The 25,607-nt window shown below is 66.0% G+C and carries 23 protein-coding genes; 11 read left to right on the plus strand and 12 right to left on the minus strand.

The features are described 5' to 3' along the window. Window positions 1-188: hypothetical protein (locus VFC51_10995; protein HZT07547.1), on the plus strand; the 188-nt coding region annotated here is incomplete at its 5' end. A gap of 54 nt (window positions 189-242) precedes the next feature. Next, window positions 243-1,463: a Gfo/Idh/MocA family oxidoreductase gene (locus VFC51_11000; GenBank protein ID HZT07548.1), complete on the plus strand. Its 1,221-nt coding sequence runs from the start codon at window positions 243-245 to the stop codon at window positions 1,461-1,463. Window positions 1,464-1,467: 4 nt separating this feature from the next. On the opposite strand, the gene VFC51_11005 is transcribed toward VFC51_11000, so the two are convergent. Then, window positions 1,468-3,192: a peptide ABC transporter substrate-binding protein gene (locus VFC51_11005; protein ID HZT07549.1), complete on the minus strand. Its 1,725-nt coding sequence runs from the start codon at window positions 3,190-3,192 to the stop codon at window positions 1,468-1,470. A 210-nt stretch (window positions 3,193-3,402) separates the two neighbouring features. On the opposite strand from VFC51_11005, the gene VFC51_11010 reads away from it, so the two are divergent. Together VFC51_11010 and VFC51_11015 are read left to right on the plus strand one after the other, a co-directional pair. After that, window positions 3,403-4,668: a Rieske 2Fe-2S domain-containing protein gene (locus VFC51_11010; protein HZT07550.1), complete on the plus strand. Its 1,266-nt coding sequence runs from the start codon at window positions 3,403-3,405 to the stop codon at window positions 4,666-4,668. Next, entirely contained in the window at window positions 4,640-6,283 is a 1,644-nt protein-coding gene (locus tag VFC51_11015; GenBank protein HZT07551.1) for an ethanolamine ammonia-lyase reactivating factor EutA, read from the plus strand. The genes VFC51_11010 and VFC51_11015 overlap by 29 nt, the downstream gene beginning before the upstream one ends. A 3-nt stretch (window positions 6,284-6,286) precedes the next feature. Here the strand turns inward: VFC51_11015 and VFC51_11020 are convergent, their stop codons facing one another. Then, complete coding sequence (locus VFC51_11020) at window positions 6,287-7,525, minus strand: Gfo/Idh/MocA family oxidoreductase (protein HZT07552.1); 1,239 nt, start codon at window positions 7,523-7,525, stop codon at window positions 6,287-6,289. A gap of 118 nt (window positions 7,526-7,643) precedes the next feature. Here VFC51_11020 and VFC51_11025 point away from each other — a divergent pair, with 118 nt between their 5' ends. Next, a complete protein-coding gene (locus VFC51_11025) occupies window positions 7,644-8,837 on the plus strand; it encodes a Rieske 2Fe-2S domain-containing protein (protein HZT07553.1) in 1,194 nt (397 codons plus the stop codon). A gap of 127 nt (window positions 8,838-8,964) precedes the next feature. Here the strand turns inward: VFC51_11025 and VFC51_11030 are convergent, their stop codons facing one another. From VFC51_11030 to VFC51_11040, 3 genes are read right to left on the minus strand one after another with little or no spacing between them, the layout of a single operon-like run. Further along, complete coding sequence (locus tag VFC51_11030; GenBank protein HZT07554.1) at window positions 8,965-9,780, minus strand: alpha/beta hydrolase; 816 nt, start codon at window positions 9,778-9,780, stop codon at window positions 8,965-8,967. Between the two features lie 4 nt (window positions 9,781-9,784). Continuing rightward, window positions 9,785-10,774, minus strand: a complete 990-nt coding sequence (locus VFC51_11035; protein ID HZT07555.1) for an extradiol ring-cleavage dioxygenase — start codon at window positions 10,772-10,774, stop codon at window positions 9,785-9,787. 45 nt (window positions 10,775-10,819) lie between these two features. After that, entirely contained in the window at window positions 10,820-11,296 is a 477-nt protein-coding gene (locus VFC51_11040) for a hypothetical protein (GenBank protein ID HZT07556.1), read from the minus strand. Between the two features lie 374 nt (window positions 11,297-11,670). Here VFC51_11040 and VFC51_11045 point away from each other — a divergent pair, with 374 nt between their 5' ends. The 5 genes from VFC51_11045 to VFC51_11065 all read left to right on the plus strand — a co-directional run bounded on the left by VFC51_11045 (window position 11,671) and on the right by VFC51_11065 (window position 17,906). Further along, window positions 11,671-12,861, plus strand: coding sequence for a Rieske 2Fe-2S domain-containing protein (locus VFC51_11045; GenBank protein ID HZT07557.1), 1,191 nt, complete (start codon window positions 11,671-11,673; stop codon window positions 12,859-12,861). A gap of 150 nt (window positions 12,862-13,011) precedes the next feature. Continuing rightward, window positions 13,012-14,205 carry a Rieske 2Fe-2S domain-containing protein gene (locus VFC51_11050; GenBank protein HZT07558.1) on the plus strand — a complete coding sequence of 398 codons (1,194 nt, stop codon included), beginning with the start codon at window positions 13,012-13,014 and terminating at the stop codon, window positions 14,203-14,205. Window positions 14,206-14,211: 6 nt separating this feature from the next. Next, on the plus strand, window positions 14,212-14,838 hold the full coding sequence (locus VFC51_11055) for a 2,3-diphosphoglycerate-dependent phosphoglycerate mutase (GenBank protein HZT07559.1): 627 nt from the start codon (window positions 14,212-14,214) through the stop codon (window positions 14,836-14,838). A gap of 92 nt (window positions 14,839-14,930) precedes the next feature. Continuing rightward, complete coding sequence (locus VFC51_11060; protein ID HZT07560.1) at window positions 14,931-16,646, plus strand: ABC transporter substrate-binding protein; 1,716 nt, start codon at window positions 14,931-14,933, stop codon at window positions 16,644-16,646. 72 nt (window positions 16,647-16,718) lie between these two features. After that, entirely contained in the window at window positions 16,719-17,906 is a 1,188-nt protein-coding gene (locus VFC51_11065) for a Rieske 2Fe-2S domain-containing protein (GenBank protein HZT07561.1), read from the plus strand. A gap of 3 nt (window positions 17,907-17,909) precedes the next feature. On the opposite strand, the gene purU is transcribed toward VFC51_11065, so the two are convergent. The 7 genes from purU to VFC51_11100 all read right to left on the minus strand — a co-directional run bounded on the left by purU (window position 17,910) and on the right by VFC51_11100 (window position 25,296). Next, entirely contained in the window at window positions 17,910-18,782 is an 873-nt protein-coding gene (gene purU, locus VFC51_11070; protein HZT07562.1) for a formyltetrahydrofolate deformylase, read from the minus strand. A 46-nt stretch (window positions 18,783-18,828) separates the two neighbouring features. Beyond that, on the minus strand, window positions 18,829-20,007 hold the full coding sequence (locus VFC51_11075) for a Rieske 2Fe-2S domain-containing protein (GenBank protein HZT07563.1): 1,179 nt from the start codon (window positions 20,005-20,007) through the stop codon (window positions 18,829-18,831). Between the two features lie 140 nt (window positions 20,008-20,147). Continuing rightward, window positions 20,148-20,915: a class II aldolase/adducin family protein gene (locus VFC51_11080; protein HZT07564.1), complete on the minus strand. Its 768-nt coding sequence runs from the start codon at window positions 20,913-20,915 to the stop codon at window positions 20,148-20,150. Between the two features lie 4 nt (window positions 20,916-20,919). Further along, complete coding sequence (locus VFC51_11085; protein ID HZT07565.1) at window positions 20,920-22,101, minus strand: Rieske 2Fe-2S domain-containing protein; 1,182 nt, start codon at window positions 22,099-22,101, stop codon at window positions 20,920-20,922. A gap of 81 nt (window positions 22,102-22,182) precedes the next feature. Next, a complete protein-coding gene (locus VFC51_11090; protein ID HZT07566.1) occupies window positions 22,183-22,566 on the minus strand; it encodes a RidA family protein in 384 nt (127 codons plus the stop codon). 90 nt (window positions 22,567-22,656) lie between these two features. Continuing rightward, complete coding sequence (locus VFC51_11095) at window positions 22,657-23,643, minus strand: extradiol ring-cleavage dioxygenase (protein ID HZT07567.1); 987 nt, start codon at window positions 23,641-23,643, stop codon at window positions 22,657-22,659. A 69-nt stretch (window positions 23,644-23,712) separates the two neighbouring features. After that, complete coding sequence (locus VFC51_11100; GenBank protein ID HZT07568.1) at window positions 23,713-25,296, minus strand: peptide ABC transporter substrate-binding protein; 1,584 nt, start codon at window positions 25,294-25,296, stop codon at window positions 23,713-23,715. On the opposite strand from VFC51_11100, the gene VFC51_11105 reads away from it, so the two are divergent. After that, window positions 25,295-25,555 carry a hypothetical protein gene (locus tag VFC51_11105; protein ID HZT07569.1) on the plus strand — a complete coding sequence of 87 codons (261 nt, stop codon included), beginning with the start codon at window positions 25,295-25,297 and terminating at the stop codon, window positions 25,553-25,555. The genes VFC51_11100 and VFC51_11105 overlap by 2 nt on opposite strands. Window positions 25,556-25,607: the final 52 nt, after the last annotated feature.

A 25,607-nucleotide genomic window follows, 5' to 3' on the forward strand; every position in this document is an offset into this window, starting at 1 on the left:
ACTATCGCACCCCGTATGCCGCCCTCAAAGCCGAACTGCCGAACATCGACGAGGCCATCCGCTTCCCTATCCCGTTCTTACTCGACGACGTCAGCGTCCGCCTTGGCCCTTGGAGTGGATACCATCTGTTGGCGCATCACCTAACGTTGATTCGTCACGAAAAAGTCCGGTTTGGCCGCGCGGCCTGAAAACACGGATTGGAGTAGGATTCGCTGATCAACAGCAATGGGAGGAGGCCTACGATGGCAGGCGACGTCCTGGTCCGCGTAGGGATCTGCGGCCTCGGTGTCGCGGCCCGGCAAGTCCGCAGCAGCATCGATCGCACCCGGGGCGCGAAGCTGACAGCCGTGTGTGACGTCCGAAAAAGCGAGGTCGACGCGTGGACAGAGCGGTACGACCTCGAAGGCTTCACCGACATCGCCGACCTGTGCCGGAGTAGCTCGGTCGACGCCATCTGGGTCGCCACCCCGAACAACTTGCACGCCGAGCACACGGTGATGGCGGCGGACCACGGGAAGCACGTGATCTGCGAGAAGCCGATGGCGATCTCCATCGACGAGGCTACGCGGATGGTGGACGCGATCGAGCGCAACGGCGTGAAGTACATCCAGGGGCATAGCCGCATTCACCGCCCCTACGTGCACAAGATGGGCGAGGTGATCGCCAGTGGCCGCTTGGGCCAGATCGTTCACATCAATAGCTGGATGTACAACGACTGGATGCAGCGCCCATGGGAAGTTCACTCGGTCGACGAGCGATTGGGGGGCGGTGTGGTCTTTCGGCAGGGCCCGCACCAGATGGACGTCGTCCGATATCTGGCCGGGGGGCTGGTGCGAAGCGTCCGGGGCACCGCCGGCTACTGGCACCCGCACTACCACGTGCCGGGCGACTACCACGCCTTCATCGACTTCGAGGACGGACCGACGGCGATGATCAGCTTCGTGGGTTACGGGAACTTCGACATCCGGGAGCTGACCTGGAACATCGGCGAGGGGGGCGGCATCGCATCCGATGACGTCGTGCTGGGGCCGAAGCCGCGCGCCACCGGCGACATCCCCGCAGACCAGTTCTACGCCCTCGACCAGTACTCCCTTGATGCCTTCGATCGGCGGGACCAGGCTCGCCGCAAGCAGGACTTCTTCGGCCTCATCGTCGTGAGCTGTGAGCGGGGGGACATCCGCCAATCACCGGATGGGCTGTTCGTCTACACCGAGAAGGGGCGCGAGGAGGTACTGCTCTCCGAGGAGGAGCTTCGAGCGGGTGAGATCCAGGCCCTGGTCGACGCGGTGAAGCAGGACGGGCCCGGGTTTCCGGACGTGCGCTGGGGCCGCGCGACGCTCGAGGCGTGCATGGCGATCAAGGAGTCCGGTCAACAGCGTCGGGAGATCATGATGCAGCACCAGGTCCCTTCCCCGCTTCGGCCGGCGCTCCAACGGATCGGAACGCGCGCGCCGCGCGGCTAGCGGACTACCGCAGCTCCCAGGTGTGGACGTTCCACGTCGTCGAGCTGTCGGGCGAGGCCACCTGCGGCCCATGGAGGGCCGCCACGTACGCGGTGATTCCCGGATTGAAGTTGATGGCGATCGCGGGCAGCTCATCGCTGAATATGTGCACCATCTGCGCGATCTGATGGATGCGCTCGGTTCGGTCGAGCGTCGTATTGAACGCGTCTACGAGGCGATCGTACTCCGCGTTCGACCACGAGCTTCGGTTCGTCCCGTTCCACCGGTTCTCCGGTCGCGGCGTTCCGGCCGTGCCGAGGTTCGGCAGCGAGTTCTCGCCGAGCGGTCCGCCGGTGGTGAACATCGACGGAAAGGTGGCGCGGATCTGCGGGTCCTGCGCCTGAGCCGCCGGCAGCACGGCCTCCTGGATATCGAACCCCGCCTGCCTCCACACTGAGGCCATGATCGATTGCTCCGCCTCGTTCTGCGAGTTCTGAATGACCTTCAGCTCGGGGGACAGCTTGCCTCCGGGCGGACTCGTGAAGAACCCGTCCGCGCCTTTCGTGAACCCTGCCTCGTTCATGAGCTGCTCGGTCCGTCTGACGTCGAACGGATACTTGACGGTGGCCGCGTCCACCTCGGCGTAGTAGTCCACGGTGGGCGGAATCACCGAATCGGAGTTGATCCCCTGCCCTTCGTAGATGCCATCGTCGATCGCCTGCTTGTCAACGGAATAGGCAAGGGCCTTGCGGACGCGGATGTCGGTGAGAGCGCGCGGCGACACCCGCTCGGGATGAAGCTGGATCTGGGTGTATCGCCACAGCCCCGGCGTCACGAGGACGCTCCCGCCCTGGTTCGCGGCCCACTCGCGCTTGATGACGGTCGCCTGCTGGAAGTAGATGGCGTCGTCCATAAGGACCTGCACGGCGCCCGATAGGAGGCTCGCGAGCGCCGTGTTCGCGTCATTGATGAACAGCAGCTTGATTCGATCGATCTTGGACCGGCCGAGGGCGTGCCCCCCGAAGGCCGACGCCTCGATGTAGGCGCCGGGCTCCCAGTGCTCGATCTTGAATGGCCCCAGGCCGATGTAATCCGTGGTCCAGAACGGGAGCGCGACGAAGGCGTCTGAGCTATTTTGCTGGAGCGCCGCCTCGAGGATGTGGCGCGGCAGTGGCGGCAGGTCTCCGTAACCGAGAATCCCGGCTCGCGGGTAGGGACGCTTCCATCGGATCGAGACGGTTCGGTCGTCCTGGGCAACGACATCCTCGATGAGCCCCTGAGGCGCGGCGCTGGAGATCCCGAAATCCGGCGTGGTGTAGGTGCGCCACGCAAAGATCACGTCCTCGGGCGTCAGCGGCTCACCGTCCTGCCACGTCAGTCCCGGCCGGAGCCGGTACACGGTCTCCATGCGCCCGTCCGGCGCGACTTGCCAGCTCTCCGTGTTGAGCTGCGGAAGGGACTCGGCCAGGTACGGCTGCGCCGCCCCGCGATCGTCGATGATGGCGAGCCCCGCGTTGAAGAGGCGGATCGTGGCGCCGAGCGTCAGGCCGGCCTGCTGAAGCCCCTTGCCGGCGACGTATGCCGGCTCGACGCGGATCGCGGCGGTGAGCGTTCGCGGCTGTTGGCCCGCGGTCGCCGCGCCCTGAACCGCACCACCGGCTGTCGCCTGCGGTCGGCTCGCCGGTGCACAGGCGACGAGGACCAGCACCCCCAGCACGACGCTCGATGCCACACGCTTCGATCCGATCATTCACGTCCCCCATTCGCGATCATCACGCCAACCGTGCCATCCATATTACGCGCTCAGCGGGAGACGATTCCCGTCGTCGATGGCCTACGCGTGTCGCGCCCAGCGATATACTGCCATCACAGTCGCCAGGAATCGTCGGACCAGCGGGCGGGAAGCTCGTCGAGCGAGCGCTCTTGCAGCAGGTCGGGCGCGATTCAGGGGGGAGGGTCCATGCTCACGAAGGAAGAAAACGCGCTGCTGACCCAAATCGGACCAGGCACGCCCTGCGGCGAGCTGCTCCGACGTTACTGGCATCCAGTGGCCCTCACGCGTGAGCTGACCGACGATCGGCCCATGCGGCGGGTCAAAATCCTCGGCGAGGAGCTGGTCCTTTTCCGCCAGCCCGACGGCGCGTTCGGGTTGGTGGGCGAGCACTGCTCGCATCGCGGGACGTCGCTATACTACGGCTTCCTTGAGGACGGCGGGATCCGCTGTCCATACCACGGCTGGCTTTACGACGCCGTGGGGCGCTGCGTCGAGCAGCCCTTCGAGCCAGCGCAATCGATGCTCAAGCACACCCTTCGCCACCCCGCGTACCCGGTCCAGGAGCTGGCCGGCATCCTGTTCGCCTATCTGGGGCCGCCCGAGCGCCAGCCGCTGCTTCCCCGATGGGACGTCCTGGTCTGGGAGGGCGGCATCAGGACGCTGCGCCGCCAGCAAACCCTCTCGTGCAACTGGCTGCAGGCGGAAGAGAACTCGGCGGACGTCACGCACACGTACTTCCTCCACGGCCACGCGATGAAGGCCAAGGGGCTGCAGGGCGGTCAGTACTACTACCGGCCCATCGAGCGCTTCGGGTTCCAGCCCTTCGAGTTCGGCCTGCTGAAAAGCTGGCACTACCAGGACGGCGGCACCCGGTTCGGGGAGGAGCGCGGAGGCGGAAACCCGCTCATCTTCCCGAACATGCTGCGCGTCCGCGAGGGCGCCTGGCATGCGATCCACTGGCGGGTACCCATCGACGACGCCCACACCGAGATCTTCTGGGCGGGCTTCATGCGTGACGCGGACGTGGAGCGCGGCCGATGGCTCGCCGACGCGGACCGCGAGGGCGAGGTTCGTCTCACGGGACCCAACGGCGAATACACGATGGACACCTTCCCCAGCCAGGACACGATGGCGTGGGAGACCCAGGGCGCGATCTTCGATCGCGGCCGCGAGCATCTCGGAGCGTCCGACCAGGGCATCGCGCTGTTCCGGCAGATGCTGCGCGACCAGATCGAGGCGGTCCAGCGGGGCGACGACCCGATGGCGCTCGTCCGCGATCCGGAGAGGAATCGCATCATCGAAGTGCCCGAGTGGGTCGCCGAGTTCGAGTCGCCCGACCTGACCGACCTAAGCGGCACGAGCCCCACGTTCACGTCCATGGCGGACGTCTTCGACGAGCGGCACCAGGTGTTCGAGGTGCCGTTTGGCGCCGCGCGGCCGCGAGCGAGTTAGTCCGGGCCGCATGGTCAGCTCATTCACACACGAGCACGGCGGCGAGGGCGTCCACCGTCATGGGCCAGGTGAGTCCCACTCTCACGCGATCGAGAGCTTCGCCGAGCACGGCCACTTCCACGAGGAAGACCTGGTCGCCCTCATGGCGCAGGACACGACCATCGACGCCATCTCCACCGCGGGGATCAATCCAGGGTGGATGGTCCTCAACAGCGTTGGCATCGACATCGGGTCGTCGACCTCGCACCTTACCTTCTCGCGCCTCTTTCTCGAGCGTCAGGGGCTGGAGATGTCCAGCCGTTTCGTCACCGTCCGCCGGGACGTGCTCTATCGCTCACCGATCCAGCTCACCTCCTATCTGGACGTCGAGACTATCGACGTGGATCTCCTCTCCGCCTTCGTTCGCGAGAGCTACGAACGGGCCGGCGTCGATCCGTCGGAGATCCACACCGGCGCGGTGATCTGCACGGGCGAGGCCGTTCGCAAGCGCAACGCCGAGGCGATCACGCGCCTCTTCTCCCACATGGGCGGAAAGTTCGTGTGCGCAACGGCCGGTCCTCGGCTGGAGGCGATCCTCGCCGCCCACGGCTCCGGATCGGTAGCCCGATCGCGGGATCGGCTCACCGTCATGAACGTCGACGTCGGCGGGGGTACGACGAAGATCACGGTCGTTCGCGATGGCGCGATTCTGGAAACGGGGGCCATCAACGTCGGAGCGCGCCTCCTGGCCTGGGACCCGGCCACGGGACGTCTGAACCGAATCGAGGTGAGCGGGCGCCGCATCGCGGAGGCCATCGGCATCGCTCCCGAGATCGGCGGGACCCTGTCGGAGGACGAGAAGTGGCGCTTCGCGCGGTCCCTGGTCGACCGCCTGCTCGCCTACCTCGCCGGCGATTCGACGAGCCCGCTCATCGAGGCTCTGCTCATCACCGGGCCGCTGGTGTTCCGAGGGCGCGTCGACGAGGTGATTTTTTCCGGGGGCGTCGGCGAGTTCATCTACGATCGCGAGGCGGCCGACTACGGGGATTTTGGTCGCTACCTCGCCGCCGAGATCCAACGGCGGATCTCCGACTTCCCCGGTCCCGTCGCCGAGGGGGCCGAGGCGATCCGCGCGACCGTCATCGGCGCCTCCCAATACACCGTTCAGGTCTCCAGCAGCACCATTTTTCTATCGGATCCGTCGATGCTGCCCATGCGCGATTTCCAGGTCGTTGCGCCGCGATTTTCCGGCGCCGAGGCCGACGAGGGATCCGTCGCCCTGGCCATTACGGATGCGATGGCGCGCTACGATCTCCTGGACGCGGCCACGGCGCATCCGGTGGCGTTGTACCTCGCATGGCCGCACGAGACCTCGTACGCGAACCTCTCGATGCTCGCGGGCGGCATCGTTCGAGCGCTGGCGCCGGTCAACGACGGCAAGCCCCTGGTGCTTATCTTCGACCGCGACATCGGCGCGCTGGTCGGGGCCCTCATCAAGGAGGACATGGAGGTCCCGAACGCAGTCGTCGCGGTCGACGAGGTCGAGGTGAAGGAGCTGGACTTCGTGGACGTGGGCCAGCCCCTGGGCAATCGATCGGCGGTGCCCGTCGTGGTGAAGTCGCTGATCTTCGAGTAGCGCTCAGTCCCGCGCCGGGCACTGGTGTGAGAGCAGCACCTCGCGCCGCTCCCGCCCCGACTGCATGATGGCGAGGCACACCTCGAGCGTCGCCATGCCCCAGTGCCCATCGTGGCTGATGGGCTTGCCCTCGACAACGGCGTCGTACAGCTCGCGCAGCTCCGCGTTGCCGGTCGACCGACCCCGCGCGACCGGTACCTCCCGGCGGCCGTCGTCGCCGTACACGTAGAGTCCCTCCGGCGACTGGCGCACGTCGCCGCGCTCGCACGAGGCCAGCGTGATGCCGAACCAGCTCCGGTCCGGCGGAAGCGGGCTCCCGTCGGCCGAGCTGTTGCCCCGCGGCGGCTCGCCCGACTGTGCGCCGAACCGCATCGCCTCTTTCTCGGCCTCGACGTTGACCGAGCCCGCGCGCAGGCCCTTGCGCACCGCGACGGCCTGCTCGTCCGAGTAGAGGCGGCTCCCGAACCCCCAGGTCAGCTCTGACGTGTAGAAGTACCCGTAGCCGCTGTAGGCGATCGTCGCCGACGCCCCGTCCTCGAACTCGAGGAAGGCCGAGTAGTTACCGGGCGCCGGCCGTTCCGGCAGCCACTGGCCCACGGCTGCCCGCACGCTGCGGACCATCCCGCCGCCGAGCACGCGAATCGTGTCGATGAGGTGCGGACCGTGGCGATAGACAACGCCGCCGCCGAGGGTAACATCGATCTCCTCCGGCATGCGTGGCTTCAGGAGCCAATCGGTGTAGAGCCAGCAGTGCACGGCGTAGAGGTGGCCCAGCTCGCCCGAGCGCACGACCCGCTTCATGGCCTGGATCGTCGGGTGCAGGCTATAGGTGTGGCCGCACACCATCTTCACGTTGTTTCGCTCGGCCGTCTCCACCATCCGCTCGGCCTCGGCCATCGAGAGGGCCATCGGCTTCTCGCAGACGACGTGCTTCCCGCGCTCGGCCGCCATGACGATGTGCTGGCAGTGCCGATTATTGGGCGTGGCCACCCAGACCACGTCCACGTCCGGATCGTTGCACAGATCTTCGACGCTGGTGTAGACGTGGCCGCCATATTGCGTCTGGAAAGCCTGCAGCGCGCCGGTCCGGAGGTCGGCCGCCGCGGCGAGGCGAACCTCGGGCATCTTCGCGAGCCCGGGTATGACCTGCGACCCGCCGACGCCGAGGCCCGCGATGCCAACCCCGAGGGTTCGCTTGGGTGCTCCGCCCGTCTCGCGTGCCCGCTCGTCGACACTCGCCACCGTTTCACCTCTCTGGCCGTGGGCCCACGGCGCCCGAATTGTTGAATGATATACTGGGTCGCAAGCCATCGCCGGCCCGGCGCCCAGCGTCGGCAGGATCTTTGAGGGGGAATGTGCAGTGATCACGAAAGAAGAGAACGACCGCCTCACGCAGATCGGTCCCGGCACCCTCATGGGCAACCTGATGCGGCGATACTGGCACCCGGTCATCGCGACGGCCGCGCTGGACGAAGACCCGGTGCAGCCGATCCGGCTCCTCGGCGAGGACCTCGTGCTCTATCGCGACGAGGCGGGCAAGCTCGGGCTCGTGTCGCACCGATGCGCGCATCGCGGCATCTCCCTCGCCTACGGCATCCCGCAGACCAACGGCCTTCGTTGCGCCTACCACGGATGGGTCTACAACGAGCAGGGCCAGGTGGTGGACATGCCCTTCGAGCCGGCCTGCCTGCCCCTGAAGATCACGGCGTACCCGGTGCAGGAGCTGGGCGGTCTCATCTTCGCGTATCTCGGGCCCGCGCCGGCGCCACTGCTCCCCAGGCACGAGCTGTTCGTGCGGGAGGATTTCGACAAGTCCATCGAGATGACGCCGTTGCCCTGCAACTGGCTGAACGCCATGGACAACTCGCTCGACCCGGTCCACTACGAGCATCTGCATGGGCATTACGGCAACTACGTCGCCAAGAAACAGGGGCGAAAGCCACCGATGAATCCGGTACGGCACCTCAAGATCGACTTCGACGTGTTCCGGTACGGAATCTATAAGCGGCGGCTGATGGAAGGCGAGCCCGAGGACATCGACGACTGGACGACCGGGCACCCGATCCTCTTCCCGAACACGCTGCTGGTCGGCGACGCGCGCGTGGCGCGCTATCAGATCCGCGTGCCGATCGACGATACGCACACCATGCACTACAACTACAACGTGTTCTCCCGCGCGCCCGACGCCCCGCGGAAGTGGGAGGGCATTCCCGTCAAGCGTACGACGATCTACGAAGAAAACGGCGACATCGTGGCCGACACCGTGTTCAAGCAGGACGCGCTCGGCTGGGTGGGCCAGGGACCCGTCTCCGACCGGACCGTGGAGCACCTGGTGACGTCCGACCGCGGGATCATCCTGTACCACAACATGCTCATCGAGCAGGCGGAGAAGGTGGCGCGGGGTGAGGACCCGATGGGGATCGTGCGCGACGAGGACGAGAACGAGCCGATGATCCGGATCCGGTGGGAGGAGCGCGCGAAGGAGGCCTACTGGCCGGGCGGTCGACCGGTCCAATACTTCACGCCGGCCGCGGAGGCCCGCCCCGTCGGGTGACGATCGCGCGGGTTGCCGTATCCGCGGCCGCTCCGAGCGACATGAACGGCCGCGTTCCGTCTATCTCGGGCCCTTGGCCTGTGCGAGCACACCTATCCGGTTCGATTCGCGCAACGCGTCCCGACCGTCACGCCGTCAGAAAATCGCGCACGATGGTGTTGAAGCGCTCGGCCTGGTCCCACTGGACCCAGTGCCCGCAGCGATCGAACACGTGCAGCTCCGCGTTCGGGATCTGCTGGAAGAGGAGCTGCGACCGCTCCAACGCGACGCCGCTGTCGTTCGCGCCCCACAGCAGGAGCACCGGGATGCGCAGGTTTTTCAGATCCTCGTACACGGGCCGCGGCGGCTTCACGCCCCTGCGGAGCTGCTGCGTCTCGTAGTTCTTGCCGATGCTCATCTGGTAGCGCTCCGTCACCAGCTCCTCGGTCACGCGGTCCTGGTTGTAGAGCGTTCCCCGAGTGAGGGCCCAGCAGTTCTCGAGCGACGGCTCGTACGAGCCGGTGAAGTCGGCGTGCTGCCTCGCCAGCTCCTCGGCGGCCGGCGAGCCCCGGGGCGCCAGCGTCCCGCTCGACACGAGCACCAGCCGCCGGACCCTCGGGTCCTCCAGCGCGATTCGTGCGACGATGTAGGACCCCTGTGAGTTCCCCATCAGGTCGAAGCTGTCGAGCCGCAGGCCGTCGATGAAGGCCTTCGCGTGCGCGACCCGGTATTCCAGCGTGTAGTCCCCCGGCGCATCCGTTCGCCCGTATCCGGGCTGGTCATACGCGTAGACGGAGAAGCCCGCCTCCGCGAAGAAGTCGACGTTGTTCCCCCAGTTCACGCGCGCGCACGCCCCGGGCGATCCGCCGTGGACCATGATCAGCGGATGCCCGACGCCTTTGTGAATCCAGTACGTCTTGAGTCCGTCGACGTCGCTAAAGGTGCCCGGCTCCGTCGTAATCACGCGGTCACCGCCAGTAGGCGAACGCCATCCCACACCCAGTGCCCGCGGGCGAGCGGTAGGCAGGGATGTAGTCGCCGATCAGGTGCACGTCCATCGGCTCCATGGCCCCGGCCACCGTGATCCAGTTGCGGATCTCGGACGTGCCCAGATTCAGTCGCTCGCGCGGGAGATTGCGCAGGGCATCCGCGTCCTTTTCCATTACGCCGTCGAGCGTGGCGTGGTCGATCTCCTCGTCGAGGATCGTGTGGCTGAGACCCCCCGAGGCGACGACGGCGACCCGCTTGTCGCTCTCCCAGGACTCAATCGCCTCCCGCAGCCGCTGGCCCAGCGCGTAGCAGCGGGCGGGCGTGGGCTGGTTTGGCGGAAAGAAGGTGTTGATCATGAAGGGGACCATGGGAACGTCCCCGTTGGGCAGCATGAACTCGTACAGGAAGGTGAAGGCGTGGCCCAGGCCCACCTCTTTCTTGAGTTGGTTGGAGCACGCGATGTCGAACCCGTCGTCGCGCAGGCGATCGATCAGGTGCTCGGCCAGCGCCGGCTCGCAGGGGTGGTCTCCCCACACGTTGAGCCGCTCCGCGATGGCCTCCTGGATCTCATCCAGCCGCGCGGCATTCCACATGCCCGAACCGGACCGCGCGTTATGCCCGCGCCGGGTCACCGCGACGGATTCCCCCCGGTAGACGCAGAACATCGGCATCAGCTCGTCGTGGAACTGCTCGTGCTGATCGTCGCCGACGACGACGAGAACGTCTGGAACCGCCTCGGCCAGGACCTGCGAGAGCTGCTTCAGGGACGTCTGGCACGCATCGTACCGCTCGCGCAGTCGGGCATCGGCTAGCTCGGAGTCCATGTCCGGCTTCGCGCGTTTCAACAAGTCCGCGTAGTTGATACGGCGATCCGTCTCGTCTTTCTCGCGCAGGGCATACCACCCCTCGAGGGGCAGGCGCAGCTGCGGCGCGTGTGGGGTCGCGATGCCAACAACGATTTCGGCCATGATCTCGCTCCTTCTAGCTCAGCTCCCATTCGTAGACGTTCCAGTTCACCAGGGTGTCCAGGGCGTGCGGATCGGGCCCGTGCAGCGACGCCAGGTGGGCCGTGATGTTCGGATCCAGTACAGGCTCACGATCGGCAGCTCCTCGCTGATGATGCGGGCCATCTCGATGATCTGGCGCGTCCGTTCCGCGGGTTCCAACGTTGAGTTATACGCCTCCCACAGCCGATCGTAATCGGGATTGGACCAGCCGGCAAAGTTCGACCCGCGCCAGCCGTTGTCCGCTTCAGACTTGATGTCGGCCGTCGTCCAGTTCGCCAGGTTGACGGCGCCGCCCTTCCAGGCGGGCGAAGCCGACGCCGTGAGGAGCGCGGGGAAGACGGCCCGGGCGGGTCCGTCGCGGATCTGGACCGACGGCAGGCCTCGCGCGTGCGTCTCGAGGTCGCCCGCCTTGCGAACCATGTACACGCGCATCCCGAAGTCTGTCTCCTCGGGAACGATCTCCGGCGCTGCGCTCCCCATCATGCGGGGATCGCGCTCGAGAGGTCCCGATGGAGGAATGAGACGTGCGCGGGGTCGAGGGCGAGCCGTCGGAGCGCGTCCCGCGCCACTGTTCGAGGGAGAGACGCTGGTTCGCACCGTCGATGCAGAGGGGGACGAGCACACAGTCGAATCCCGCGCGCGCCGCGTTCTCGCGCACGCGGGGCCCAGCGGCGGTCGCGCTCCGCCAGCGAATAGCCTGGCCAGATCTCGCCGCTATCGTCGCCCGTGGAGGCCCAAGGATATCACGGCCCCGTCTGTGCATACACTTGGAAAGACGCCCCGCACAGCCGGCCGTTGACCGATCGCCGTCTTCCATGGTTCAATGACCCACTTCGAGCGAAACGAGGAGCGTGCAGATGCTGACACAGGAAGAGAACGAGCGGCTTTCGCGCGTCGGACCGGGTACGCCAGTCGGCACCCTCTTGCGCCGGTACTGGCACCCCGTCGCACCGACCGCTGACCTCGACCAGGATCCGGTCCGCCCGGTGCGGCTCCTCGGCGAGGACCTCGTGCTCTACCGCGACGAGTCCGGGAAGCTCGGCCTCGTCGCAGAGCGCTGCGCGCACCGGGGCATCTCTCTCGCGTATGGCATCCCCCAGGGCAACGGCCTCCGCTGCGCCTACCACGGCTGGACCTACGACGAGCAGGGGCACGTCGTCGATATGCCGTTCGAGCCGGCGTGCCTCCCCCTGAAGATCACGGCGTACCCGGTTGAGGAGCTGGGCGGGCTCGTGTGGACCTATATGGGGCCGGACCCGGCCCCGCTGCTTCCCCGCTGGGACATGCTGGTTCGGACCGACTTCAACAAAGAGATGCGCATCACCCCGCTCACCTGCAACTGGCTCCAGTGCATGGACAACTCCCTCGACCCCATTCACTTCGAGCACCTCCACGGCGTCTACGGCAACTACACCATGAAGCGCATGGGGAAGCCGCCCATGCTGAACCCCGCGCGCCACGTCAAGATCGACTTCGATCTCTGGGAGTACGGCATCTACAAGCGGCGGCTCCTGGAAGGACGGCCGGAAGACGACCCGGACTGGACCGTTGGGCACCCGATCCTCTTCCCCTACATCCTCGCCCAGGGCGGGCCCGATCGCGGCAACTTCCAGATCCGCGTCCCCACCGACGATACCCACACGATGCACATCTGCCTCAACGGCTGGGCGCCGAGGAACGGCGAGGAGCTGCGCTCCGAGGTCCCCGTCGTCTACGATCCGCTCGTATACGACGACCTCGGCCGCGTCGTCGCCACGCACATCGTCCGCCAGGACGAGATGGCGTGGGTCGGTCAGGGCGGCATCACCGACCGGAGCACCGAGCACCTCGCCACGTCGGATCGGGGCATCCTCCTCTACCGCAAGCTGCTCCTCGAAAACATCGAGAAGGTGGAGCGCGGGGAGGACCCCATGGGCGTCATCCGCGATCCCGCCAGGAACACGCCGATGATCTCCATTGAGCGCGGCACCCGCTACGCCGCGTTCAAGACCGGCATCGACGAGGCGAACTACGGCGGGGTCCGCGACACCGTCGCGATGGCGCGCTGACACCCGGCGCTGGGGCAGCGGTTCCAGCAGGGTGCGAAAGGGCCGGTGCTATACTCGGGCAGAAGGCACGCGCGGTGCATTGGGAATCGTATCTATTGCGCACGGGCGCTCAGACTCCTGGGGCCCGCGGCGTGAGGAGATGGGAAGACCATGATTACGCAGGAAATGAACGACCGCCTGACCCACGTAGGCCCCGGAACGCCCATGGGCACCCTGCTCCGCTGCTACTGGCACCCGGTTGGCACGACCGCGGATCTCGACAAGGACCCTGTCCGTCCCGTTCGGCTGCTGGGGGAGGATCTCGTCCTGTACCGAGACGAGGCGGGGAAGCTCGGCCTCGTCGGCGAGCGATGCGCGCATCGCGGCATCTCCCTCGCCTACGGCATCCCGCAGACCAACGGCCTGCGCTGCGCCTACCACGGCTGGACGTACGACGAGCAGGGCCACGTCGTGGACATGCCCTTCGAGCCGGCCTGCCTACCGCTCAAGATCACCGCGTACCCAGTCGAGGAGCTCATGGGCATCGTCTGGGCCTACATGGGCCCGCCCGAGAAGAAGCCCCTCCTCCCGCGCTGGGACATCCTGGTCCGCGACGATTTCAACAAATGGATCCGAATCACCCAGCTCGACTGCAACTGGCTCCAGTGCATGGACAACTCCCTTGACCCCACGCACTTCGAGCATCTGCACGGCGTCTACGGAAACTACGTCATGAAGAAGCTGGGCAGGCCGCCGATGATGACGCCGGCGCGCCACGTCAAGATCGAGTTCGACGTCTTCGATTACGGGATCTACAAGCGGCGCTTGCTGGAGGGCGAGCCGGAGGACAACACCGACTGGACCGTCGGCCACCCCATCCTGTTCCCGTACATCCTGGCCCAGGGCGGCCCCAACCAGATGAGCTTCCAGATCCGCGTCCCAGCGGACGACACGCACACGACGCACGTGGTCGTGATGGCCCAGCGGCCTAAGGACGGCGAAGCCGTGGATCCGGAAGTCAAGGTCACCCACGCAACCCTCGATCGCGACGAGCTGGGCCGCATTTTTGCACCCCAGATCGTCGTGCAGGACGAGATGGCGTGGATCGGGCAGGGGCCGATCACGGACCGCACGGCCGAGCACCTGGCGACGGGCGATAAGGGCATCCTCCTGTACCGGCAGCTTCTCCTCGACAACATCGCGAAGGCCGAGCGCGGCGAGGACCCGATGGGCGTCATCCGCGACCCGGAGATCAACGAGCCGTTCATCCAGATTCGGCGGGGAAGCACGTACGCCGCGTTCCGCGCAGGAGTCGCCGACGAGGACTTCGGCGGCGTGCGCGAGCCGGCCGGCGCGGCGGGGTAGAGGGCGATGGCCAAGCTTGCGCTCCTCCGACACGGCCAGTCGGAGTACAACGCTAAAGGGCTCTGGACCGGTCTCACCGACATCTCGCTGAACGAGGATGGGATCGCGGAAGCCCACCGCGCCGCCGACGCGCTCCGCGACGTCTCGTTCGATGTGGCGTTCACGTCGATGCTGAAGCGCGCCCAGGAGACCCTCGACATCATCCTCGCCGATTTGCAGAACACGGCGATCCCCATTCATCGGAACGCCGCCCTCAACGAGCGAGACTACGGCGACCTCACCGGCAAGAACAAGTGGCAGGTCCGCGACGAATATGGCGAGGAACAGTTCCTCAAGTGGCGCCGAAGCTGGAACTATCCCGTGCCGGGGGGCGAGACCCTCGAGGACGTGTACGCCCGGGTCGTTCCGTATTACGAATCCCAGATCCTGCCGGAGCTGCGGGCGGGTCGGAGCGCCATCGTGGTGGCGCACGGGAACAGCCTGCGCGCGCTGGTGAAGCACCTGGAGTCCATCAGCGACGAAGACATTCCCAAGCTCGAGATCGGCACCGCCGAGGTGTACCTGTATGAGATCTCCGCCGACGGGAGAATCCAGTCAAAGGAGATCAGGGCGGCGAACCCCAATCTCGTTTGAGCGCGATCCCAGGCGCGCGTGGCTCATCGCGTGGAGCCATGCCATTCGCCGCCATTCACCCAGGAGCTGACGGAGGTCCCATCGTGAACTGGATGCGTGCGTTCCCCGTCGTTTTCGCAATGCTCATCCTCGCATGCGCGCAGCAGCCGGCGCGCCCCTCCTCCGGACCATCTGGCGGGCCCGTTCGGCCGCAGGCCACCGCGAGCCAGCCGAGCCGAACGCTGCGCGTCGTGATCCGGTCGGAGCCCGGGTCCGTCGCCGGCACGATCCTGATCCCCACCGGCATCACGACGGAGAACCAGCGGCGCATCTTCAACGCCAGCCTGGCGCTCCTCGATGGGGACAGTAAGCCACGACCGTATCTCGCCGACAGCCTGCCCGCGCTGAACTCCGATAGCTGGCGCGTCGCCGCCGACGGAACGATGGAGACGACGTTCCACCTCAAGCCCAACCTCACCTGGCAGGACGGTACGCCTCTTACCGCCGACGACTTCGTGTTCGCGCGGCAGGTGTACGCCAACAAGAACTACGGTCTCGCGGGCACCGTGCCCCACTCCGTCATGTCCGAAGTGGTAGCGCCCGATCCCCAGACGGTCCAGATTCGCTGGAAGGAGCCATATCCAAACGCGGCGGAGATGGACCTCGAGGCCTTCGCCCCGCTGCCCAGGCACCTCCTCCAGGCCTCGTTCGAGCGCGAGCCGGAGAACCTTCCGAATCTTCCCTTCTGGACGAGCGATTTCGTCGGCGCGGGTCCGTATCGCGTCGACAACTGGCAGCCCGGCGCCTTCATCGACGCGGCCGCCTTCGATGGCCACGCTCTCGGCAAGCCGAAGATCGATCGGCTGAAGATCACCTGGAGCGCCGACTTCAACGCCACGCTCGCCAGCCTGGTGTCGGGCGACGAGGACATGCCGCTGGACGACTCCATCCGCGTCGACCAGGGCCTCGTCCTCGAGCAGGACTGGACCGCGCGAAACGCGGGCACCGTCCAGTACCGGCCGAACCTCCCCCGCTTCGTCCAGGTCCAGCATCGCGCGGAATACGCGAACCCTGCCGTCGTTCGCGACGCGCGGGTCCGGAAGGCGCTCGCCCACGCCATCGACAAGTCCGTCATCAACGATACGCTCTTCTCCGGTAAGGGGATCACGACGGACACGCTCATCTACCCCACCCTCGACTACTACGCGGTCGTCGACGCCAAAGCCGTCAAGTATCCCTTTGACCTTCGTGCGAGCGAGCAGCTCATGAACGAGGCGGGCCTATCGAAGGACGCCAGCGGCGCGTACACCCTTCCCGGTGGCGGACGCATCAACCTGGAAGTCCGCAATATTCAGTCCGCGCAAAACGACGCGGAGCGGTCGATCATCGCGGATGGCTGGCGGAAGGCGGGCTTCGAGGTCGAGGAGAACGTCTTCACGCCCGTTCAAACGCAGGACGGCCAGGTGCTCGGCACGTTCCGGTCGCTGTCCATCACCAGCGCCGCCGCCGTGCACGAGGGTGAAGACGTGGGAGCGCTGACCACGAACTCCGTGTCGCGGCCCGAGACGCACTGGTTCGGGCAGAACCGGGGGGGCTGGTCCAATCCCGACTTCGACCGGGCTGCCACCGCCTTCGCCACGACCCTGGACCCCGACGCGCGCCACCAGGCGCTTGCCGATGCGATCCACGCGCTCACGGACGACCTCGGCGTGATCCCGCTGCATTTCAACCCCGGCGTCATCGCCTGGGCAGCCGGGATGCAGGGAGTTTCGGTGAAGGCGCCGGACGCCGTGGTGAGCTGGAACATTCACGAGTGGACGTTCCGCTAGAGGCTAGAATACGCTGGAAGTCCACGCAGCGCTCAGGACGAACAACGAGCGGACCATCGAAGGGGGCGACGAATGCTGACGAAGGAAGAGCACGAACGACTCGCGCGCGTGGGACCTGGCACCCCCATGGGAGAGCTGCTCCGGCGCTACTGGCACCCAGTGGCCGCGACGGCCGACCTGGACCAGGACCCGGTGCGTCCGGTCCGCCTGCTGGGCGAGAATCTGGTCCTGTACCGGGATGAGACGGGAACGATCGGGCTGGTGGCGGAGCGATGCGCACATCGCGGCATCTCCCTCGCCTACGGCATCCCGCAGACGAAGGGCCTGCGTTGCGCCTACCACGGCTGGATCTACGACGAGCAGGGCCACGTGGTGGACATGCCCTTCGAGCCCGCGTGCCTTCCCCTGAAGATCCAGGCGTACCGAGTCCAGGAGCTCGGCGGCCTGGTGTTCGCCTACCTCGGGCCGGAGCCGGCGCCCCTTTTGCCCCGCTATGATCTCTTCGTCCGCGACGACTTGAACCGAAACGTCGAGATCACGATGTTGCCCTGCAACTGGCTCCAGTGTATGGACAACTCCCTTGACCCGATCCACTTCGAGCACCTTCACGGCGTCTACGGCAACTACGTGATGAAGCGGACCGGCAAGCCGCCGATGCTCAACCCGGCCCGCCACCTGAAGATCGACTTCGACGTGTTCGAGTACGGCATCATCAAGCGTCGACTGGTGGAGGGAGAGCCCGAGGACTGCGACGACTGGACGACGGGCCACCCCATCCTCTTCCCCAACATCCTGTCTGTCGGGGACGTCCGTCGGCCGAACTACCAGATCCGTGTCCCGGTCGACGACACTCACACCCTCCACGTGCGATACCAGGGCATCCTCCGAAGGGACGGCGTCGACCCGCGCGATGACGTGCCCGTCCAGCATCTCTCGCTCTTCGACGAGGACGGCCACCTCAAGGGCTGGGCCGACGACATCCCCTCGCAGGACATGCTCGCGTGGGTTGGGCAGGGGCCCGTGTCCGATCGGACCGCCGAGCACCTGGCGACGTCGGACCGAGGCGTGGCGCTCTACCATAAGCTGCTTTTCGACAACATCGAGCGCATCGAGCGGGGCGAGGAGCCGATGGCCGTGGTGCGCGACGAGCGGAAGAACTTCCCCATGATCCAGCTTCCCCGCGAGAATCGCGGCTACCGCGCCTTCTTCACGGTGAACGGGGAGTACCGCGAGCCGGTCCGACCCGGCGCCCGCGGATAGCGTTCAATCGAAGACGACCGTCCGGCGCCCGTGGACGACCACGCGGTCTTCTGCATGGGCGCGAACCGCGCGTGCCAGCACGATGCGCTCCACGTCCCTGCCTTTCCGGATCAGATCATCGGCGGTATCTCGATGCGTCACGCGAATGACGTCCTGATCGATGATCGGCCCGTCGTCCAGCACGTTGGTCGCGTAGTGGCTGGTCGCGCCGATCATCTTCACTCCGCGCTCGAGCGCCTGATGGTACGCTCGCGCACCCGCGAACGCAGGGAGGAATCCATGGTGGATATTGATGACGCGCAGCGGAAATGCGGCCAGAAACGTCGGGGTCAGCACCTGCATGTAGCGCGCGAGCACGACGAAGTCGCAGCCCGCCTCGCGCAAGTGCCGAAGCTGTTCCGCCTCCGCTTCGGATTTCGAATCCGGGGTAACGGGCACCACACGAAAAGGCACGTTGAAGGCGGCCGCGATCGGCTCAAGGTCCGCATGGTTGCTCAGGATCAAAGGGACACGAACGGCAAGCTCACCGATGCGATGCCGCGCGAGAAGATCGATGAGGCAATGGTCCAGTCGCGAGACCATGATCCCCATCGAAGGTGTTTCGGACGTGGCGCGAATGCGCCAGCGCATCCCAAACCGGTCCGCTACCTCCGCGAACGGCTTTCCGAACTCAGCGAGGCTGATGTCCAGCCGCGTGGCATCGAACCTGACGCGCATGAAGAACGTTTCATCCGAGCGATCGGTGTGCTGCTGGGCATCGAGAATGTTGGCCCCGTGCCCGAAAAGAAAGCCCGAGATTGCGGCGACGATCCCCTGCCGGTCGGGACAAACGACCGTCAAGATACCGGTGTCCGGGCGTTCTACTGCCGGCGCCACCCCATCACCAGGCGCGACCCGCGGGGACCGAGAGGAGCAATGCCTCCTACCGCCGACCGGCAGCCGACGGCGGGAGCATGCCCACTTCGACGATCAATGAGCCCGTCAGGTTTGTATCGATCATCGGGTGACTCGGATCGCGGATGACACCCAGCGGGTCCAGCCCCGCCTGCACGCGCTCGATGTTCTCGCGCATCAGCTTGCGGAGCATGACGATGCCGCGGTCTGACGTCGCCAGCCGCTCGGTCGTGCGATCGAAGATGGGCCCCTGAGTCTCCCATGCCATGTAATCCTGCGCGTCCACCCGATCCATGCGATACCGGGCATGCGGGTGCCGCTGATCGGCGGGAGCCTTGTGCGAATCCTGCGGCACGAACTCGGGCTCTTCATCTTCGGGCACCAGCGAGCCGTCTTCCGTCGGGATGAACCGGATCTCATAGATCCACATGGCCGTGTCGTCCCGAGGGACGCGCACCTCCATGCCGTTCCCCTGGCGGAGGATGTTGGGGAAGATCAACGGATGCTCGTCGACCCGCCCGTCCGTATACACTCGCCGCTTCATGATCCCGTACTCGGTCTGGTAGAAGTCGAAGCTGACCACTTCGTCGGTGAAGCCGCGCGTCGTGCTGCGCGCGCGACGGCCGCCCGCCACGTTGGCGCCCGCGTCCTGGTGCAGGATCTGGAGGTGCGCGGGATCAACCGAGTTCTCCATCGCCTGGAAGTAGTTCGCATCGACCTGGCCGCGGAGCTGCACCGTATGGTGGCCATCCCGGCGGACGAGGATGTCGTACGGCGGGATAACTGGGGCTGGGAGCGGCCCGAGATACCCCCAGTAGAGGCCCGCCAGCCGCCGTACCGGGTACGCCTTCGCCTTGACCGTCAGATAGAGCTTGCTGTCCGCCGGCTCGGCCGGCGTCTCCAAGCAGTTCCCCTTCGCGTCGTAGAGCCAGCCATGGTACGCGCAGGCGATCCCGCGCTCCTCGACGCGGCCGTACAGCAGCGACGCGCCCCGGTGGACGCAATGATCCTGGATGAGGCCCACGTTCCCGCTCTTGTCCTTGAAGAGCACGAGGTCTTCACCGAGCACGCGCGTGAAGTGCGTTGGCCTTTCATCCGTCAGCTCGTGACAGAAGGCGACCGGGTACCAGTACCGGCGAAGCAGCTCGCCCGCTGGCGTTCCCGGTCCAACCCGCGTCAACAGCTCGTTCTCTTCCCGCGTGAGCACGGCAACCTCCGGCTTTGAAGTGTGCTGTAAGACCGCTCGCTCCGAGTCAGTCGAAGGGCGCTGCGTGCTTCGACTGGCCTGCCCCGAGCGAAGTCGAAGGGCTCAGCACGAACGGTTTACGCACGTTCTTCAGCATCGTGTCAGAAATCGGCGGGGATCCCGACGGAGTCCTCCACGAGCTTCACGTAGTGGGCCCACACCCACTCCTCGCCGCGCGGGATATTCGCGCGCGTCGGCGCGCGTCCATCGACGTATCCGAACGCCTCCAGGTCCTCCTGGGAGATGCTCGGGGCCTCGCGGCCCAGGTGCGCAATCTCGAGGATCATCTCCGCGAGGCGCTCCAGACGCAGCGCCAGAAGCGTCGCCGCCTCCACACTCGGCCCGACCGCGGTGATGCCGTGGCCCTTCATGAGGCAGCAGTCCCGCGGACCCATGGCAGCGACGAGATCCTGGCCCAGCTCCTGCCGATTGATCAGCACGGACCTAGGGTAGACGGGCAGCCCCTTCGCGGCGATACCCATGGCGCCGGGATCGTACGCGCCGAAGATCGGCTTGAACTCGAGCCCGAGGATGCCGCACAGCACCGCCGCGTGCGGGTGCGCGTGGACCACGGCCGCGACCTCAGGGCGAGCCTTATAGTTCTCGCCGTGGATCGGCAGCTCCAGCGGGGCCATGAAGTCCGCTCCGAGCCCGTCGCCCTTCCCGTCGAAATCCAGCCGACGGATCTGCTGGACGTCGGTGTACATCAAGCCCCGCTCGTTGCCGCCTCGGCACCGAATGAACATCTCGTTCGTGCCCGGAATCCGGGCGCTCACGTGGCCGGTGATGTCCTTCACCAGCCCCTCCATGCCCAAGATGCGCATGGAGATCGCGACCTTCTGGCGAAGCAGGTCGAGAGAGTCAGGCACCCCGCTACGCCTGGGCCGTGGTGGCCAACTGGCCGCTTCGGCCCCAGCCCTCCCGTACCTCGACGAGCGACTCCTGCAGCTTCGTGTCGATCAACCCGTGGTTTGGATCGCGGATCACGCCCTTCGGGTCGAGCCCCATCTGCACGCGCTCGATCTCGCGCTTCAGGACCTCGCGCAGCAAGACGATTCCCCGGTCGGTCGTCGAGAGCCGCTCGATGCTGCGATCGGCGATCGGGCCCTGCGTCTCCCACGCCATATGGTCCTGCGCCTGGACGTCGAGGGACATATCGAACCAGGTGTAGGGGTGGAGCTGGTCGGCAGGCTGCTTGTAGGAGTTGATGAAGGTAACCGGCGGGTCCCCCTCCTCCACGATGCTGCCATCCGGGCTGGGCTTGAACCGGACGAAGAAGATCTTGGTGTGGGTGTCGTCGATGGGAACGCGGATCTGCGTGGCGTCGCCCTGGCGCAGGATGTTCGGAAAGATAACCGGGTGCTCGTCCACGTGCCCGTTCTTATAAGTCCGCTTCTTGATTAATCCGTAGTCGACTTCGTAGAACTCGAACTTCTCCACGTCGTCCGTGAAGCCGCGGGTCGTGCTGGCGGGCGTCCGGCCGCGGAACGCGATCGTCTGGTGGAGGATCTGGAGGTGAGCCGGGTCCATGGAGTTCTCCATGGGCTGCAGCCAGTTGGCGTCGAGGCGCGGCTGCAGATACAGCTCGCGGTGGCCATCCTTGCGCGCCCACACGTCGTACTGTGGGATCTCCGGCGCCGGCAGCGGCCCCAGGTACGCCCAGTACATCCCGATGAACTTCTTCACCGGGTACGCCTTCGCCTTCACCGTCAGATAGAACTTGCTGTCCGCCGGCTCGGCCGGGGTTTCCAGGCAGTTCCCCTTCGTGTCGTAGAGCCAGCCATGGTACGCGCAGGCGATCCCCCGCTCCTCGACGCGCCCGTAGAGCATGGAAGCGCCGCGGTGGACGCAATGGTCCTGCATGAGGCCCACGTTGCCGCTCTTGTCCTTGAAGAGCACCAGATCCTCGCCCAAGATCCGCACGAACTGGGTGGGTTTCTCGTCCGTCAGCTCCTGCACGTAGCCTACAGGCATCCAATAGCGTCGAAGCAGCTCGCCTGCCGGGGTACCCGGCCCGACGCGCGTCAGGAACTCATTTTCTTCCTTCGTGAGCATCAGTTCCTCCTCATGAGCTTCACTGGCCCATTATCGCACAGCATTTTGGACGAAGGGGACGAGCGGTCCTCTCGCGCGTCATTAGGAGGGCAGTATGGCCACGATCTCGGCCTGGAAGAAACCCTGGCGTACGTCCGTCGTCAGCGCGTGGCGCGCGGGGCGGCTGTGCTCGTCGGGGAACATCTTCTGCCACTCGGGGTCGATGTACTTGCGCAAGTCCGGGTCCTTCATCAGCAGGCGAACGTGGATGATGTCGTCCGGCGAGCCGCCGGCGATCTCCATGAATTGCTTGATGTTCTTGAACATGCAGACAGCCTGCTCAGCCGGGTCGCTGGGCATCACGTTCTTCTCCTGGTCCCTACCAGCGATGCCGGATGAGTACACGACGTTGCCGATCTTCGATCCCATGGGGATCGGCGCGCCGTGCGCCATGCCGGGAAGGTTAATGGATTCGCGCTTCGCCATGAGTCCTCCAACGTCAATCAAATCTGGAGATCGGGCAACCATGGGCGCGGACGAACGTCATCATACTACGGCCACGAAGGGCGACTCGTCCTACTTCCAATATGCGAAGGTCATCCCGCACCCCGTCGCGGCCGGTGAGCGGTAAGTCGGCACATAGTCGACCAGCGTCATGTCGAGCCCCTCGAGCGCTGCCCCCGCGATGATCCAGTTCCGAATCTCTGATGTCCCGTGGACCATCTTCTCAACCGGCAGGGCACGGAGGCGATCCGGGTCCCGCTCCATCAGCCCATCGATGGTGCGCCGGTCCAGATCCTCGTCGATGATCGTGTGGCTGAGACCGCCGGACGCGATGACGGCGACGCGCGCGTTCGAGTCCCAGCGCTCGATGGCTGCGCGGACGGACTGGCCCAGCGCATAGCAGCGCTTCGGTGTGGGCGCGTTCGGCGGATAAAACGTGTTGACCATAAAGGGGACCATCGGAATGTCGCCCTCGGGCAGGAGCCGTCGATAGACGAAGCTGAAAGCGTGCCCGATCCCGACACCGTCGCGCATATGGTTCGACCGCGCGATGTCGAACCCGTCGTCGCACAGCTCGCGGAGCAGATGGTCGGCGAGAGCCGGATCGGCGCGGAACTCTTTGCCCTCTTCGGCTTGGTCGCGGCCGCCCTCCACCGAGCGCCATTCCGTGCTCGTGCTGACCGGCGGCGCGCCCGCCCGCCTTCCGCGGTGGATGGCCATTGTCTCGCCATTGTAGATGCACAGCATCGGCATGAGGTCGTCGAGGAACTGCTCGTGCTGATCATCGCCGAAGACGAGCATAACGTCCGGGCGCGTATCGCGCAGCAGCTCCCCAAGGGCGCCGATGGCGCGCTGGCATGCCTCATCGCGCTCCCGGAACTTCTCGATCGTCAGCTCTTTTTCGAAGCCGGGCCGTGTCTGCCGAACACGCTCGGCCAGCTCCCGATAGTTCATCCGCGAGTCGCCTTCGTCCTTCGCCTGAAGAACCCGCCACTGTTCGCCGGGGATCCCGAGCTGCGGACTGTGCGACGTCCCAATGCCGAGAACGACCTCTGCCATAATTCACCTCCTGTGAGCCCTCGCGATGCGCATCCAGTGTAGCGCGGGTCCGTCGGCCGCGCGAGCGCGCTATCCCACCCACGTCCAGCGGTAGATGTCCCAGCTGATATTGCCTTTCGGTGAAACCAGCCGCGGACCGGTGAGGCCGGACACGTAGGCCATGACACCGGGGTCGAAATAGAGCGGAATCTCCGGCAGATCCTCGGTAAAGATTCGCGCCATCTCGACGACCTGGCGCCTGCGCTCGGTGGGATCGAGCGTCGTGTTGAAGGCCTCGACCAAGCGGTCGTACTCCGGGTTGATCCATGCCACCCGATTTCGACCCACCCAACGGTTTTCGGGGCCCGGGATATTCGCACTGCTGTAGGCCCGGAGCAGGTCTTCGCCCAGAGGACCGCTCGAAGAGAAGACGCCGGTAAAAGTGGAGCGCACCTCGCCGTCCTGTGCCAGCGCGGCCGGGTTTACGGACTCGCGGAAGTCGAAGCCTGCATCGCGCCACCCGGCCGCCAAGATGGACATTTCCTCCTCGTATTGCGCTCCGCCGTTTACCTTCAGCTCGGCTGAGAACCGACCCTCGCTCAGATTCGCGTACGTGCCATCGGGCGCCCTGCTCCACCCAGCCTGGCTCATGAGCGCTTCGCTCTGTTTGGGGTCAAACGGATACTTACGAATGCTTCGCTCCACGTTGTCAATGTTCGGATCCGTAGGCGGAATCATGCTGCCGGTGACGATGCCCTGACCTTCGAACAACGCGTCGTTCAGCGCGGCCTTGTCGATCGCGTGCGCCAGCGCACGCCGCACCCGGACGTCGAGGAGCGCGCGCGGGCTCGCGAGCTCCGGTCGCAGTTGGACCTGCGCGGCGCGCCAGAGGGTCGGCGTCAGGAGGACGGACCCTGCCGAGCGAGGCGTCCACTCCCGGCGCAGAAGCGACGCCTGGCTGAACTGGAGCGAATCGTCGGCTGCGATGTTGACCTCGCCCGCGAGCAGGTTCGCCACCACGGTGTTCGGATCGCTGTTCCAGCGCACCTGTATGCGGCCAATCAATGGGCGACCGAGCGCATACCCGTCGAAAGCGGAAGCCTCAATGGACGAGCCGGGCTCCCAGCGCTCCAGGCGGTACGGGCCCAGACCGACGTAGCGGCTGGTCCAGAATGGGCTTGCCAGAAAGGTTTCCGGCGAGTCCTGCTGGAAGCTTTGCTCGAGGAGATGGCGCGGGAGGACCGGAAAATCGGTTGCCTGCAGCGAGCCGGCGTCGGGATACGGCCGTTTCCATTCGATTTCGACGGTGTGATCATCGGTCGCACGAACATTGTCGATGAGCCCGAACGGGAGGGACGCAGCCTGTCCCATCGCCGGAGTCGAATACACCTGCCAGGTGAACACGACGTCGTCAGCAGAGAGCCGGGTCCCGTCGTGCCACCTGAGGTCGGGCTTGAGCACATACGTCGTCTGCATGTGCCCGTCGGCGGACACGCGCCACGCATCCGTGTCGAGCGCCGGCACGCGCTCAACGAGATCCGGCTGAGGATCGCCATGCTGGTCGCGGATGACGAACCCGGCATTGAAAAGCCGTACGAGTGTCGCCGTCGTGACCCCGCCCGTGCGTACGAGCGGCCGCGACGACAGGGTGGGCGGCTCGACGCGGATCATCATGACCAAGGCTCGCCCCGAGGCGCCCGGCTGGGACGGGGACGGCGACCCCAATGAGCGGGATGGCACAGCAGGCTGCGCGCACGCCGTGAGGGCAAGCAGCGCAAGAACAGTCGTGGCGAATGGGTTCATCGTCATGGGGCTGGCAACGGCTCCACGGCCGCGTATCGAGGACCAAATCCTATCACAGTCTGTCGTCGACGACGCAGGCGGCAAGGAGGCCGTCGACGATGCCGATGCGACCGACAATCATCGTCCCTGACCAACGCGCACGCGTCGCGCCCGGAGCCCAAGATGTTCGACGGTCCGTATCG

The sequence above is a fragment of the Chloroflexota bacterium genome (assembly GCA_035652535.1).
In the GTDB taxonomy this organism is placed as follows: Bacteria; Chloroflexota; UBA6077; order UBA6077; family SHYK01; genus DASRDP01.